Here is a 13868-nt window from a genome sequence, read left to right on the forward strand (position 1 = left end):
CGGGCCGACACTCGTTGCATGACCGCACCGAGCACCTCGCGCACCACGATCACGGCCGCCCACCCCGGTGCGGCCGGTGGTGGATTCGTCGTCCGGCGGCTGGCCGTCGACGACGACGCCGAGGTCGCGGCCGCGCACTTGGCGATGACGGCGTCGCGCAACCACGGCCGCCCGTGGGCGAAGCGGACGTCGTTGCGGGAGCTGCTCGTCGACCTGCGGTCGACGAGCACGATCGAGCGGCTCGAACCGTGGGTGGCACTGGTCGGGGGCGAGGTCGCCGGTGTCGGGATGCAGTGGTTCCCGCTGCTCGACAACACCCGTTTCACCTGGGGTGAGGTCGACGTCCACCCCCGGTTGCGACGCCGAGGTGTCGGCGGTGCCCTCGTGGAGCGGATCGTCGACCGCACCCGCGAGGACGGGCGCACGACGGTGCTCATCGAGAGCCACGTGCCCGACGATGCGCGGGAGGACCACCCCCACGTGCGGTTCGCCCAGCAGCACGGATTCGCCCTGGCCAACACCGAGATCCGGCGGCTCCTCGACCTGCCGGTCGACCCGCCGAGGCTCGACCAGCTGGCCCGCGAGTCCGCGACCAGGCACCAGGGCTACCGAGTGGAGTCCTACGTCGGGCGCCTCCCGGAGGGGCTGCGGCAGTCCTACTGCGACTGCTGGAACCAGCTGGCCGTCGATGCCCCCACCGGGGACGTCGACTTCGAGGCCGAGTCGCTCTCCCCGGAGACCTACCTCGAGGAGCTCGACCGCATGACGCGGCAGGGGCGCACGACGATCCACACGGTCGCCACGACGCCGGCCGGCGAGGTGGTCGCGTACAACGACCTCGTCCTGTCGGCTGACGACCCCGACGAGGTGATGCAGTGGGGGACCCTGGTGCGCCGCGAGCACCGCGGTCACCGGCTCGGGATGGCGGTCAAGGTCCGCGGCCTGCAGGAGCTGGCGCGAGTCGCCCCCGCCTCGAAGCGGGTGCAGACCTGCAACGCGGAGCAGAACGCGCACATGGTGGGGGTCAACGAGGAGCTCGGCTTCCGACGCGTCGAGGCCGTGCTGGCCTACCAGCGCCACGTCGGAGGCTGACGCCCGCTGCACCGGAGGCGGGCGTCCGTGGGGGCGCGGGACCGGGTCGGGGAGGAGGACCCGGTCCCGCGGCATACGGTGGGGGCATGCTCGTCGCCTTCTCCGTCGCCCCGTCCGTCGCCGCCGACTCCACCGGCTCGGTGAGTGAGGCCGTCGCGGCCGCGGTCGCCGTCGTCCGCGCCTCCGGCCTCCCGCACCGCACCGACTCGATGTTCACGACCATCGAGGGGGAGTGGGACGAGTGCCTGGCCGTCGTCAAGGGCGCGGTGGACGCCGTCGCCGCCTACGGGCCGAGGGTCTCCCTCGTCCTCAAGGCCGACATCCGCGACGGTTTCACGGGTGAGCTGACGGCGAAGCTCGACCGCCTCGAGGCCGCCATCGACGCGCAGGAGTAGGTGCGGCGTCCGGCGCCCCAGGCCGTGAATCGTTGCCGGAATGTGCCCTTCCGGCGCACGTTCTCACCCTAAGGTCGTCCGGGAGGCGCCGGGGATGAGTCGGCGCCCGCTGGCGCGGGGAGGCGAGGGGACATGTGGGCAGCGATCAGGTATCGCCGCGCCCAGGCTGTCGTCCTCGTCCTGCTGTCCACCCTCGTCACCGCCTGCGCGGTGTTCGCGCCCCTCTACGAGCGGGCCCTCGAGCAGTCCCTGCTGCGTTCGGCCGTCGACGGTGCGCCGGTGGCGGACACCGCCCTGGTGGCTCGCGGCGGGCGTTCGGCGATCAACCCGGACCTGAGACCAGCTGGTCTGGCCGCCGCCGTCCCGGCGCAGGTGCAGGCCCTCTACTCGGCACCGATCGGCCAGATGTCCGACGTCATCAACATCGTGCCGCGCACCGGGCTCAAGGCGTCGCCGGGGCGCATGGTCGCCCGTTCCGACGTCTGCGCCCACCTCACCCTCACGATGGGGAGGTGCCCGGCGGCCGCCGACGAGGTCCTCGTGTCGGCCAAGGACCAGAAGGCGTGGAACTGGCAGCTGGGCCAGCGCTTCACCACGACCGTGCCCGGGCCGGACACCAACGTCTATCCGCGCCCGCCGGACGCCCAGGCGAAGCTCGAGGTCGTCGGCGCCTACGAGGTGAAGCCCGACCCGAGGTACTGGCTCCGCACGACGCTCGACGGCAAGTCCGGCACCCTGCTCGTCGTCGGCACCGAACCCGTCCCGGCGATCGACGACTTCGTGACCACCGAGGACACGTTCGACCAGGCGTGGGGGCAGGTGACGTCGACCCTGAGCTTCCCCCTGCGTCGCGAGCTGCTTTCCGTGGACAACCTCGACGAGGTGACCGGTGTGATCGGCGCCCGGGCGAGCACCTCGAGCCAAGGTGGTGCCCTCGTCGAGAGCGAGCTGCCGCTGGTCATCCAGGCCGTCTCCGGCGGACAGAAGCAGCTGCGTGTCATCGTCCCCCTCCTCATGGCCCAGCTGGCCCTGCTCGCCGGGGCGATCCTGCTGCTCGTGGGGCAGGCGGCCGTCGAGCAGCGCCGACCCGAGGCCGCACTCGCCCGCCTCCGCGGGCGCAGCCGCGAGGGCGCGGGGCGACTCGTCATGGCCGAGCTCGGCCTCACGGTCTCCTTGGGCCTGCCCCTCGGGTTCGGCCTCGCGTTGGCCCTGTCGGAGGTCGTCCGGCGGACCCTCCTGGCGCCCGGGGTGCCGTTCGAGGTGCCGGTCCTGTCCGTGGCGGCCCTGGCCGCGTCCGCGGTCGTGTGCGCCCTCGCGATCGTCGTCGCAGTGCGTCCACTGCAGCGGCAGGCGATCTCGTCGCTGCTGCGGCGGGTGTCCCCCAGCCGGGCGGGTGCGTTCGCGGTGGTCGACATCCTGGCCGTGGCACTGGCAGTCTTCGGCATCGTGGGGCTGGCCACCCGCACCCTGACCGGACCGCTGGCCCTGCTCACGCCGACGCTCGTCGCTCTCGCCGGTGGCCTCGTGGTCTCGCGGCTCGCCGTCCCGGTGGCCCGTTCCACCGGCCGGACCAGCCTGTCGCGGGGACGGATCGGCCCGGCGCTGACGGCCTTCGGGCTCCAGCGTCGTCCGGCGATGCGCAAGGTGGTCACCGTGGTCAGCGTGGCCGTCGCGCTGACCGTGTTCGCCGCGAACGCCGTGGTGGTGGCCAACCGCAACTGGACGGCTCGCGCCCAGCTCCAGACCGGGGCCCCGCTCGTCCTCGAGACCGACAGCGTGAACCCCACGACGCTGGCCAGGGCCGCCCGCGCCATCGACCCGTCGGGGGACCGCGTGACCCCGGTGGCCGTCATCAGGCAGACCGCCGCCGGGTCGACCCCCACCATCGCCGTGGACGCCGAGCACTTCGCGTCCGTGGCCTACACCCCGGCCGGCCAGGACCTGCGGCTGGCGGCCCTGAAGCCGCCGCCGGTCGACACCGTCATCCTCAAGGGACAGCGGATCACGGGAACCGTGACCTGGAGGCTGAGCTCCGAGTCGGACGTCCTCTCCGGATCGTCGCCGGCCAGCCCCGCCGACCTCGCACCCGTGGAGATGCGCCTGCTGGTCACCGGGCCCGACGGCACCGCGCTGATCCGCCAGGTGACCACCTTCCCCGCCAACGGGAGCGGCAGCCGGCAGCTGTCGACGCCGCTGCTCTGCCCCGAGACGTGCCGGCTCGCCGGCATCGACTTCCGTCCCACCGACCCGGCAGCCAAGACCGTGTCCGGCACCGTCACCGTCCGTGGCCTCGGCATCGACGGCACGTCAATGGGGATCTCCTCACCGAACAGCTGGAACCCTTTCGCCCCCGTGGCGAGTGGCACGACGGACGCGCTGGACCTCGCCAGCCCCTCGGCCGACACCATGGAGTTCCGCCTCCGGAGCACGGGCGTCGCCGTCGCCCGCACGTATGGCGACGTCCCCGCCAAGGTGCCCGGCCTCCTCGCCGGCGGGGTGCCGCCCGGGGGGACTGCGGCGGCGTTCACCGCCCCGAGCCTGACCGGTGCGCCGTTGTCGGTCTTCTCGGCACAACGGCCCGGCGCCCTCCCCGTGGTGGGAGCCCGTGGGGTGATGGTCGACTACGCGACCCTGCAACGGCTCGGCGGAACCCTCACCTCCGGTGGCACCCTGTCGGTCTGGCTGCGCGACCCCGGTCAGGCCGACGAGGTTCGAAAGGCCCTGCGCGACAACGGCATCGGAGTGCTGCGGACCAACACCTACGACGCGGCCAAGCAGCGCCTCGACACCTCGGGCTCCGGATGGGGTGTGCGGCTCGCGGTCTTCACCGGCCTGATGGCCGTCGTGCTCGCCGCCCTGGTCGTCATCGTCATGACGGTGACCGGTTGGCGGGTCGTGGCCCGGGACCTGGCTGCCCTCCACATGGCCGGCGTGCGGATGAGCGTCCTGCGGCGCGCCCTCGTGCGCGAACAGCTCGTCCTCGTCGGCGTCGGCACCGCCGTCGGCACGGTGTGCGGAGCCCTCTCGGCGCTGGTCGCGATGCCGCTGCTCCCGTTGTTCGACGACCCGTCGACCCCGGTCCCGGCGGTGCAGATCGCGCCGTCGGTGCTGGCCGTCCTCGTGGCCACCGTCGCCTGCCTCCTCGTGCTGCTGCCCGTCGGGGCGGCTGCCGCGGTGGGCTGCGGTCGACGGATCGCGCTGCGCCGCATCAGGGAGTCCGTGTGAAGGCCGGTCTGGGCGTGAGCACCCGTGGCCTGGTGCACATCTACCGTGCCGAGGGCCACGACGTCGCGGCGCTGTCGGGGGTCGACCTCGTCGTCGACCCCGGCGAGGTCGTCGGGCTGCTCGGTCCCTCGGGCGCGGGCAAGTCGACGCTGCTCACGCTGTTCGGCGGCCTGATGCGCCCCAGCGCCGGGCGGGTCCGGGTGGGGGAGCACGAGCTGTCCACGATGACCGAGCCCGAGCTGGACCGCTTCCGCGCCGCCGACGTGGGCATCATCCTGCAGGGAGCTGTACGCAACCTGCTGCCCTACCTGACGGCCCGACAGAACGTCGAGTTCGCCCAGCGGTCAGCCGTGCGCGCCGGACGTGGGGTGCCGGCGGCCGGTGAGGTGCTCGAGCTCGTGGGGCTCGACCACGCCGCCACCGCACCGCTCGACTCGTTGCCCCCGGGGCAGCTGCAGCTCGCGGCGCTCGCCGTGTCGCTGGCCAGCCGGCCGGGCCTGCTGCTCGGCGACGAACCGACCAGCCAGCTGCACCACACCTCGCGCGACGTCGTCCTCGACGCCCTGCACCGGGTCAACGAGGAGTGGGGCACGACCATCGTCGTCGTCACCCACGACCCCGACGTGGCTGCGCGACTGCCGAGGACCGTCACCATCCGCGACGGTCGCGTGGGCAGCGAGGGTCGCGCCGGCGAGGAGTATGCCGTCGTGTCCGCCGACGGGTCGCTCCCGCTCCCGGCGGCGGCCGTCGACGCGTTCCCGCCGGGCGCCCTCGTGCGGGTGCACCACGTCGACGGGGTCTGGACCCTCATCCCCCAGGTCGGAGGTTCGTCCGATGACTGAGCGCCACTCGTGGGAGCCCGACGAGGAGCTCGAGACCCCGCCGCTCGTCGTGGACACCGTCACCGTCCGGTACGGCGACACCGTCGCCGTCGACGCGGCCTCGTTCGACGCCTACGCGGGTGAGTTCATCGCGGTCACGGGTCACAGCGGTGCCGGCAAGTCCTCGCTGCTGTGGGCCATCGCCGGGGCGGTGCCCGCCGAGGGCGGGGTCCGGCTCGGCGACGACCTGGTCACCGACCGCTCCCAAGGGGCGTCGCTCGGCATCGAGGTGATCCCGCAGGGGAGTGCCCTTGCGGTCCTGCTGACGGCGCAGGAAAACCTCGAGCTGCCGCTCCTCGCGCGCGGGGTGTCCGCCGAGCACACCCGCCACCGGGTCCAGGCGGCCCTCGCCGCCGTGGGCCTCGAGGAGTCGGGCAGCCACCTCGCCGAGGAGCTGAGCGGTGGACAGCAGCAGCGCGTCGCGGTCGCTCGCGGCCTGGCCCTGCGGGGCCGTGTGCTGCTCGCCGACGAACCCACCTCGGAGCTCGACCACGACAACCGGGAGAAGGTCCTCGCGTTGCTGCGGGCGGAGGCGGAGCGCGGCGCGATCGTCGTCATGGCGACCCACGACCCGGAGGCCGCGGCGCAGGCCGACGGGGAGATCCGTCTCGATGACGGACACCTCGAGACGGTGCGCGTTCCCCGCAGCTAGCCTGCTGCGCGTGCCCAAGCCCATCCGCCTGCCGTTCGACCCGATCACGCGTGCGGCACAGCTGTGGACCAAGCGCTGGGGGCGGACGTCCCAGCCCCTGGCCATGGCCAGCGCCACCTCGATCATGCGGGTCCAGCAGCTCCTCATCACCGACTACGACGCCCTGGTCGGGCGCCACGGCCTGAGCTTCGCGCGGTACGAGGCCCTGGTGCTGCTGGCGTTCAGCCGCGACGGGCGCCTCGGCATGAGCAAGATCGGCCAGCGCCTCATGGTGCACCCCACCAGCGCGACCAACATCGTCCAGCGCCTCGACGCCCAGGGCTTCGTCGAGCGGGTTCCCAACCCCGACGACGGCCGCGGCACCCTCGCCGTGATCACCCCGGCCGGGCGGGATGCCATGGAGGCGGCGACCAAGGACCTGGTCGAGTCGCGCTTCGGCCTCGGCATGCTCACCGCCGCCGAGCACGAGCAGCTCTTCGAGCTCCTGCGCAAGGTCCGCATCGGCGCCGCCGACTTCGACGCCTGACCCAGCCCGGCACCATACCCTCTGCCGTTTGGGTGCCCAGACGGTCGGATTTCCGACCCTCTGGGCACCCAATCCAGCGAGGGATTGGTGATTAGTAGGACGTCCTAGTAAATTGCCGGGTATGACGCAGACCACTCCCGACCAGACCGGCGCCGCGCGCTGGCAGGCGCGCTACGACGCAGCCCAGTCCACCGGTCGGGTGCGCGACGCCGACTTCACCACGCTCTCCGGGATGGAGGTCCAGCCCGCCTACGGCCCCACCGACGGCGAGGCCCCCGAGCGCATCGGCTGGCCGGGGGAGTTCCCCTTCACCCGTGGCCTCTACCCGACCGGGTACCGAGGTCGCACGTGGACGATCCGTCAGTTCGCCGGCTTCGGCAACGCCGTGCAGACCAACGAGCGCTACAAGATGATCCTCGAGCGTGGCGGCGGCGGGTTGTCCGTCGCGTTCGACATGCCGACCCTGATGGGCCGCGACTCCGACGACCCCATGGCGCTCGGCGAGGTCGGCCACTGCGGGGTGGCGATCGACTCGGCCGCCGACATGGAGGTGCTGTTCAACGAGCTCCCGCTCGAGCAGATCACCACGTCGATGACCATCAGCGGCCCGGCGGTCCCGGTGTTCTGCATGTACCTCGTCGCCGCCGAGCGCCAGGGCGTCGACCTCGGGGTGCTCAACGGCACCCTGCAGACCGACATCTTCAAGGAGTACATCGCGCAGAAGGAGTGGCTGTTCGCGCCCGAGCCGCACCTGCGCCTCATCGGCGACCTCATGGAGTACTGCGCCGAGAAGATCCCCGACTACAAGCCGCTGTCGGTCTCCGGCTACCACATCCGCGAGGCCGGCTCCACGGCCGCGCAGGAGCTGGCGTTCACGCTCGCCGACGGCTTCGGGTACGTCGAGCTGGGTCTCTCGCGTGGACTGGACATCGACACCTTCGCGCCCGGCCTCTCGTTCTTCTTCGACAGCCACCTGGACTTCTTCGAGGAGATCGCGAAGTTCCGTGCGGCCCGCCGCATCTGGGCCCGCTGGCTGCGGGACGTGTATGGCGCGAAGACGGACAAGGCGCAGTGGCTGCGGTTCCACACGCAGACCGCCGGGGTCAGCCTCACCGCCCAGCAGCCGTACAACAACGTCGTCCGCACCGCCGTCGAGGCGCTCGCCGCCGTCCTCGGTGGCACGAACTCGTTGCACACCAACGCCCTCGACGAGACCCTGGCGCTCCCGAGCGAGCAGGCCGCCGAGATCGCGCTGCGCACGCAGCAGGTGATCATGGAGGAGACCGGTGTCGTCAACGTCGCCGACCCGCTCGGCGGGAGCTGGTACGTCGAGGCGCTCACCGACCAGATCGAGGCCGAGGCCGAGAAGATCTTCGACCGCATCCTCACCATGGGCGGCAGCGACCTGACGACCAAGGACACCGAGGGGCTGGCGTCGCTCGTCGCGGAGAACACCGGCAAGCCCGGCAACGAGTGGCCCATGACGCGCGGCATCCTGCGTGGCATCGAGGAGGGCTGGTTCATGTCCGAGATCGCCGAGGCCGCCTTCCAGTACCAGGTGGCCCTCGAGAAGGGTGACAAGAAGGTCGTCGGCGTCAACTGCCACACCGCCTCGGTCACCCACGAGCTCGAGATCCTGCGCGTCAGCCACGAGGTCGAGACCGAGCAGGTGGCGGCTCTGGCCACCCGCAAGGCGGCCCGCGACGAGGACGCCGTCCGTGCCGCCGTGGCCCACATGGTCGAGGTGGCCCGCACCGACGACAACATGCTCCCGGCGATGCTCGACGCGGTCCGGGCCGAGGCCACGCTGGGAGAGATCTGCAACGCCCTGCGCGACGAGTGGGGCATCTACCGCGAGCCGGCTCGCTTCTGACCGGACGGTCGACACCGACCGAGGGTCGGGCGGAGCTGCACGCTCCCGCCCGACCCTTACTCCGTCAGCGGTCCTGGGCGGCGCGCGCAGCGCTGGCGGCGCGGTGCAGCCGGGCGTACGCGACGTCGGCGAGCAGCTCGATGAGGCCGTCGACGAACGCCTGGTCCGGCACCCCGGTGGCCAGCGAACGGTGCATCACCGAACCCACCACCACGTCGGCGAGCAGGTCGACGTCGACCATGTCGTCGCGGATCTCCCCGCGCTCGATGGCCCGGGCGACCGACGTCGCGACGAGGGCGTGCAGCCGCGTCGACAGCGACTCGCGGACCTGCTTCCCGACGCCTTCGGGGTCGCGGGCCGACTCGGCGAGCAACGCGGCATACGCTCCGCCGGTGGAGGGGTCGCGCAGGAGGCGGGCGGCCTCCTCGATGCCCGAACGCATGTCCTCGGCGAGCGATCCGTGGTCGCCGACCTCGATCTCGTCGAACGTCGCGGCGACGGCGTGGACGGCCAGCTCGACCTTGCTCGGCCACCGCCGGTACAGCGTGCTCTTGGCCACACCGGCCTTGGCCGCGACGTGCTCCATGGACATCCGCGCGACACCCTTGTCGGCGAGCACCTGGCGTGCCGCGGCCGTGATCGCCTGCTCCGTCGACTCCTCGCGGGGGCGTCCGGGTCGGCGGTGGCGACTGTGCCGGGCTCGAGTGGTCATTAGGGGCGATCATGCCACCGACGTCCCGGTTTGTGGGGCGGAGGATTTGTCCTCTGGAGGCGTCTGGGTCATGGTGGAGGACGATGCCGGTGCGGGGAACTCTCCCGTGCCGGCCCACTCACGTAAGGAATCTGACTGTGTCGAAGGTGGCCAAACGCGCTGTGCTGGCCGTGCTGACCGTGGTCGGGATCGTGCTGCTCGGCCTGGGGTCGTGGTTCACGTTCCACCTGGGTCCCACCGGTAGCGCGACGTTCACGACCACGCCCGCGAAGGGGAGCATCGTCGTCGTCGAGCCCTCCGTCCTCAACCGTGTCGACCGTCCCACCACGGTGACGGTGGTGACGCGCGGCAAGAGCCCGGTGTTCGCCGGCCGCGCCACCCCGTCCGACGCCGAGGCGATCGTCGGCGGCGCCGACGTCACGCGCGTCACCGGTGCGCACGTCCGCTCCTGGTCGCTCGTCGCGTCGCAGTCGGGTGCCGGTGCGGCGCCCGCTCTCGCCGGAGCCGACATCTGGCGCGAGGCGGTGCAAGGGAACGGCCGAGTGCGCCTCCAGGTGCGCCAGGAGAACGCCCCCGAGGCGGTCGTGCTCGCCACCGCCGACGGCAAGCCCGCCGACATCAGCCGCCTCACCGTGACCATCGAGCGCCGCACCTGGTTCTTCCAGGCCCTGCTCGTCAGCCTGGTCGGCCTGCTCGCCGCCGCGGCCGGTGTCGCCGGGCTGTGGCAGGAACGCCGCCGCGGAGCCCGCCCCGCCACGACCGAACCTGCCCGCCCCACCGAGGAGGCGACCGTATGAGGAGCCTGAACACCCCCGCGATCGTCGCCGCCGGGGCCCTCACCCTCGCCCTCACGGGCTGCGGTGCGGGCAGCGCCCTGGTCGGTGTGGACGACGCACCGTCCCAGGTGACGACCACCGCCCCGGTCGACGCGGGCAGTGCCCAGAAGATCGCCGAGCGCGTGATCGCCCAGGCCGACGAGGCCGCCGCGGCCCCCGCCGCGGAGGGCCAGGCCCTTCGTGAGCGGGCCCTGACCGGGAGCGCGCTCGCCGTCGCGAACGCCGCGAGCAAGCTCGAGGTCGACCCCGCCGCCACCACGACTCCCGCCCCCCTCAAGCGGACCGAGGCGCCCAAGGTGCTCGCGGTGTCGCGCGGCACGACCTTCCCGCGCCTGATCCTGGCCCAGACCACGACGGCGACGGGAGCGGCCCGGCTCAACCTGCTGACCTCGCCCGACGCGAAGACGCCGTTCCGCCTGAGCACGTCGGTCACCATGGCGCCCGGCACGCAGGTCGCTGCTCTGGACTCCCTGGACTCCGGTTCCCCCATGGTCACCAAGGACACCAGGCTCGCGGTGGCCCCCGACGCGCTCGTCAAGCAGTATGCCGCCAGCCTCGCCTACCCCTCCCCGGCCAAGGCCGAGGCGGTCGGCACCGATGACCCCTTCGCGGCCTCGGTGCGCGCCAACGCCGCCGCGCAGGCGAAGGCCTTCGGCAAGCTCGCGACGCTCAAGCAGGTGCACGAGGCGCAGCCGGAGCAGACGGTGTCCATCGCGCTGCGCGGTGGCGGCGCCCTGGTGTTCTCCCTCCTCGAGCGCACCGACACGATCACGCTCAAGGCGGGCGGCAAGTCGCTCACCCCCAGCGCCGAGTTCCAGCGCCTGGTGAAGAAGAAGACGCTGACGACCAGTGCCGAGCTCAAGTCGTACGAGACGGTGGTGTTCACCGTGCCCGCCGACGGGACGGCCGGTGTCGTCGGCGCCGACGAGGTGCTGTTCTCCGCCAAGGGTTCCTGAGCCTGCAGGAGGCCGCGTACGCACGAGGTCGCGCAGTGAGGAAGAATCGGGACCATGACTGAGCAGCCGTTCACCGCTGGAGGCCTGCGTGGGGCCGTCGACCTCACCGGCCTGAAGGGCACCACCCCGACCCGGGCTCCGGCCGGGGCCGCCGGCGCCGGTCCGGCTGCGGGCCAGGGGGCGGCGAGCCAGGGCGGCGCCGCGGCCACGGGCGTTCCCGGTCGCTCGGGCCTGGTCGTCGAGGGCACGGACGCGAACTTCCAGGAGGTCGCGAACGCCTCGGTCAGCGTCCCCCTCCTGCTCGTCCTGTGGGCTTCGCAGGTGCCGGAGTCCCGCGCCTACCTCGACACCGTCGTCGAGCTGGCCGGGGCGCACGCGGGTCGCCTCCAGGTGGTCAGCGTCGACGTCGAGCAGAACCCCACGCTGCTGCGCGCCTTCCAGGTCCAGAGCGTCCCGGTGACCATGGGCCTGGTCCAGGGCCAGCCGGTCCCGATGTTCGCGGGGGTCCAGCCGGCCGAGGCCGTGCGCCCGATCCTCGAGGAGTTCCTCGGGCTCGCGGTGCAGCACGGCGTGACCGGCCGGGTCGAGGTCACCGCGGCCGAGCCGCAGGACGGCGACGACGAGGCGGCCGAGCCGCCGCTCCCGCCGCTGCACCAGGAGGCGTACGACGCCATCGAGCGGGGCGACCTCGACGCCGCCCACGCGGCATACACGCAGGCGCTCAAGGCGAACCCCGCGGACGGCGACGCCGAGCTGGGCCTGGCCCAGGTCGGGCTGATGCAGCGCACCGAGGGGGCGGACCTCCAGGCAGCCCGCGCGGCAGCGGCGGAGAACCCCACGGACGTCGCCGCCCAGAGCCTCGTCGCGGACCTCGACATCCTCGGCGGCCACGTCGAGGACGCGTTCCTGCGCCTCATCGACCTGGTGCGTGCCACGAGCGGTGACGAGCGTGAGCAGGCGCGGGTCCACCTCGTGCAGCTGTTCGCCGTGGTCGGGGCGCACGACGAGCGGGTGCGCAGGGCGCGGACCTCCCTGATGAGCGCGTTGTTCTAGACGTCTCCACTTTCGGGCAGGCGCCCCAGCCGACAGGATGGGGCGCATGGCGAACTCGAAGGAACACCTCATCGGCCTGCTCCTCGGCGCGGAGGGTGACTGGCCGCGCGCGTTCGAGACGCTCGCGCAGCGCATGGGCGTCGTCACCGGGCCGGACGGCACGGAGCACCGGGTCTCGACCGAGCGCGTCACGATCGAACCCTTCAACCTGCGGGACAAGCCCCGGCACGACCTCGTGATCGACCGCCTCGCGCACTGGTACTACCACCCGCGCGAATGGCTCAAGAAGGTCGCCCTGATGGACGACGTGTACCTGCTCAACAGCCCGTTCACGTTCCAGTCGATGGAGAAGCACTCGGCGTACTGCGCGTTGCTGCGGCTCGGCATGAACGTCCCCGAGACCGTCCTCGTGCCGTACAAGAACCCCCTCGACAACGCGCGCTGGGCCTTCACCTCCGAGAAGTACAACAAGTCCTTCGACCTCGACCGCATCGCCGACGAGCTCGGCTACCCCATGTTCATGAAGCCGTTCGACGGTGGTGCCTGGCGCGGTGTCTCCCAGATCAAGGACCGGGCCGACCTGCACGAGGCCTACGACGACTCCGGCGAGATGCTCATGCACCTGCAGAAGTCGGTCGACGGGTTCGAGGTGTTCGCGCGGGCGCTGACCATCGGGCCCGAGAGCATGGTCATGAAGTTCCGCCCGGACGAGCCCATGCACAACCGGTATGCCGTCGAGCACGGCTTCCTCTCCGAGGGCGTCGGCACCGAGGCGGTCACCATCGCCCAGACGGTCAACGCGTTCTTCCGGTGGGAGTTCAACTCCTGCGAGATGCTCGTCAAGGACGGAGTGGTCTACCCGATCGACTACGCCAACGCCTGCCCCGACGTCGCGGTGACGTCCCTGCACTACTACTTCCCGTGGGCGATGAAGGCGTTGCTCAAGTGGTCGGTGTTCTGCGTCGCGACCGGTCGCAAGGCCAAGACCCAGGTCGACACCGGGCCGTGGTTCGAGATCGCCGACGACCCCGCGCTGGACTACCAAGCCAAGCTCGCGGCCTACCAGGGGCTCGCGGACGACCACTTCGAGACCGACCGGTACCGCGAGTTCTGCGATGCCGCCCTGCCGCACCTCGACGAGATGGTGCTCGAGTGGGTCGACTCAGCCGACTTCCGCGGGCTCCTCACCGACACGATCCGCTCGACCTACCCACAGCACGAGTGGGACAAGTTCGAGGGCCACTTCGGTGGCCTCACCCGGCTGTGGGTGTCCGACGAGACGTCCCGGCTGCGCCCCGGGCCCTCGGCGGCTGACGAGGCCGTCGTCGGTGGGCCGGCGCCGGCCCTGACGGACTGACCGACGGCCCCGGACACGACTGACGGGCCCCCGGACACGACTGACGGGCCCCGCCGAGGTGGCGGAGCCCGTCGGACGACAGGAGTGGTGGGACCTCAGCAGGCCCGGCACTCCTGCTCGATCTGGTGGCGGCGGGCCTCCGGCTGCATGAGCCTGGGGCGGCGCAGGCCACGGACCCGGTCGAGGGTGGCGAGGTTCGGACCGGTGCTGCTCGCACGCGGGAAGGTGCGGGGCCCGGGCTGGCGTGGGGTGTTCGTGGGCGTCATGTCGGTGTCAACGCCGACGGATGTCCGAGTTGTTCCTCACACCT

13 protein-coding genes are annotated in these 13868 nt (G+C 72.1%); 11 read left to right on the forward strand and 2 right to left on the reverse strand.

The genetic code is table 11. The annotated features are described in order from the left end of the window. The first annotated feature begins 18 nt into the window (after positions 1–18). The 7 genes from ASC58_RS06945 to ASC58_RS06975 all read left to right on the forward strand — a co-directional run bounded on the left by ASC58_RS06945 (position 19) and on the right by ASC58_RS06975 (position 8644). Positions 19–1092, forward strand: coding sequence for a GNAT family N-acetyltransferase (locus ASC58_RS06945; protein ID WP_056918783.1), 1074 nt, complete (start codon positions 19–21; stop codon positions 1090–1092). Positions 1093–1178: 86 nt separating this feature from the next. Then, positions 1179–1487 carry a thiamine-binding protein gene (locus ASC58_RS06950; protein ID WP_056916970.1) on the forward strand — a complete coding sequence of 103 codons (309 nt, stop codon included), beginning with the start codon at positions 1179–1181 and terminating at the stop codon, positions 1485–1487. Positions 1488–1619: 132 nt separating this feature from the next. Further along, positions 1620–4712 (forward strand): FtsX-like permease family protein, encoded by a 3093-nt coding sequence (locus tag ASC58_RS06955; protein WP_056918784.1) that lies wholly within the window; start codon positions 1620–1622, stop codon positions 4710–4712. After that, positions 4709–5554: an ABC transporter ATP-binding protein gene (locus ASC58_RS06960; protein WP_056918785.1), complete on the forward strand. Its 846-nt coding sequence runs from the start codon at positions 4709–4711 to the stop codon at positions 5552–5554. The genes ASC58_RS06955 and ASC58_RS06960 overlap by 4 nt, the downstream gene beginning before the upstream one ends. Next, positions 5547–6245 carry an ABC transporter ATP-binding protein gene (locus tag ASC58_RS06965; protein WP_056918786.1) on the forward strand — a complete coding sequence of 233 codons (699 nt, stop codon included), beginning with the start codon at positions 5547–5549 and terminating at the stop codon, positions 6243–6245. Before ASC58_RS06960 ends, ASC58_RS06965 begins: the two co-directional genes overlap by 8 nt. Positions 6246–6255: 10 nt before the next feature. Next, entirely contained in the window at positions 6256–6771 is a 516-nt protein-coding gene (locus ASC58_RS06970) for a MarR family winged helix-turn-helix transcriptional regulator (protein WP_056918787.1), read from the forward strand. A 121-nt stretch (positions 6772–6892) separates the two neighbouring features. Next, complete coding sequence (locus ASC58_RS06975; protein WP_056918788.1) at positions 6893–8644, forward strand: methylmalonyl-CoA mutase; 1752 nt, start codon at positions 6893–6895, stop codon at positions 8642–8644. A 64-nt stretch (positions 8645–8708) separates the two neighbouring features. On the opposite strand, the gene ASC58_RS06980 is transcribed toward ASC58_RS06975, so the two are convergent. Then, positions 8709–9356 (reverse strand): TetR/AcrR family transcriptional regulator, encoded by a 648-nt coding sequence (locus tag ASC58_RS06980; RefSeq protein ID WP_056916976.1) that lies wholly within the window; start codon positions 9354–9356, stop codon positions 8709–8711. Positions 9357–9502: 146 nt separating this feature from the next. On the opposite strand from ASC58_RS06980, the gene ASC58_RS06985 reads away from it, so the two are divergent. The 4 genes from ASC58_RS06985 to ASC58_RS07000 are packed head-to-tail and all read left to right on the forward strand — an operon-like array spanning position 9503 to position 13558. Further along, on the forward strand, positions 9503–10153 hold the full coding sequence (locus ASC58_RS06985; RefSeq protein ID WP_157598390.1) for a hypothetical protein: 651 nt from the start codon (positions 9503–9505) through the stop codon (positions 10151–10153). Then, complete coding sequence (locus tag ASC58_RS06990) at positions 10150–11148, forward strand: hypothetical protein (RefSeq protein WP_056918790.1); 999 nt, start codon at positions 10150–10152, stop codon at positions 11146–11148. The genes ASC58_RS06985 and ASC58_RS06990 overlap by 4 nt, the downstream gene beginning before the upstream one ends. Before the next feature lie 54 nt (positions 11149–11202). Beyond that, entirely contained in the window at positions 11203–12201 is a 999-nt protein-coding gene (locus ASC58_RS06995) for a tetratricopeptide repeat protein (RefSeq protein ID WP_056916979.1), read from the forward strand. A gap of 46 nt (positions 12202–12247) precedes the next feature. Then, the gene (locus tag ASC58_RS07000) at positions 12248–13558 is read left to right on the forward strand and encodes a RimK family alpha-L-glutamate ligase (protein ID WP_056916980.1); all 1311 of its coding nucleotides are present in this window, start codon (positions 12248–12250) and stop codon (positions 13556–13558) included. A gap of 95 nt (positions 13559–13653) precedes the next feature. Here ASC58_RS07000 and ASC58_RS20925 read toward each other — a convergent pair whose 3' ends face one another. Next, a complete protein-coding gene (locus tag ASC58_RS20925; protein WP_157581525.1) occupies positions 13654–13824 on the reverse strand; it encodes a hypothetical protein in 171 nt (56 codons plus the stop codon). Positions 13825–13868 lie beyond the last annotated feature (44 nt).

Origin of the sequence: Phycicoccus sp. Root101 (assembly GCF_001426245.1) — a bacterium.
In the GTDB taxonomy this organism is placed as follows: Bacteria; Actinomycetota; Actinomycetes; order Actinomycetales; family Dermatophilaceae; genus Pedococcus.

Bases quoted from the DNA above. Each gene is read 5' to 3' on its own strand.
- ASC58_RS06980 (WP_056916976.1), bottom strand. From the start codon at position 9,356: ATGACCACTCGAGCCCGGCACAGTCGCCACCGCCGACCCGGACGCCCC.
- ASC58_RS06965 (WP_056918786.1), top strand. From the start codon at position 5,547: ATGACTGAGCGCCACTCGTGGGAGCCCGACGAGGAGCTCGAGACCCCG.
- ASC58_RS06950 (WP_056916970.1), top strand. From the start codon at position 1,179: ATGCTCGTCGCCTTCTCCGTCGCCCCGTCCGTCGCCGCCGACTCCACC.
- ASC58_RS20925 (WP_157581525.1), bottom strand. From the start codon at position 13,824: ATGACGCCCACGAACACCCCACGCCAGCCCGGGCCCCGCACCTTCCCG.
- ASC58_RS06945 (WP_056918783.1), top strand. From the start codon at position 19: ATGACCGCACCGAGCACCTCGCGCACCACGATCACGGCCGCCCACCCC.
- ASC58_RS06975 (WP_056918788.1), top strand. From the start codon at position 6,893: ATGACGCAGACCACTCCCGACCAGACCGGCGCCGCGCGCTGGCAGGCG.
- ASC58_RS06995 (WP_056916979.1), top strand. From the start codon at position 11,203: ATGACTGAGCAGCCGTTCACCGCTGGAGGCCTGCGTGGGGCCGTCGAC.
- ASC58_RS06955 (WP_056918784.1), top strand. From the start codon at position 1,620: ATGTGGGCAGCGATCAGGTATCGCCGCGCCCAGGCTGTCGTCCTCGTC.
- ASC58_RS07000 (WP_056916980.1), top strand. From the start codon at position 12,248: ATGGCGAACTCGAAGGAACACCTCATCGGCCTGCTCCTCGGCGCGGAG.
- ASC58_RS06990 (WP_056918790.1), top strand. From the start codon at position 10,150: ATGAGGAGCCTGAACACCCCCGCGATCGTCGCCGCCGGGGCCCTCACC.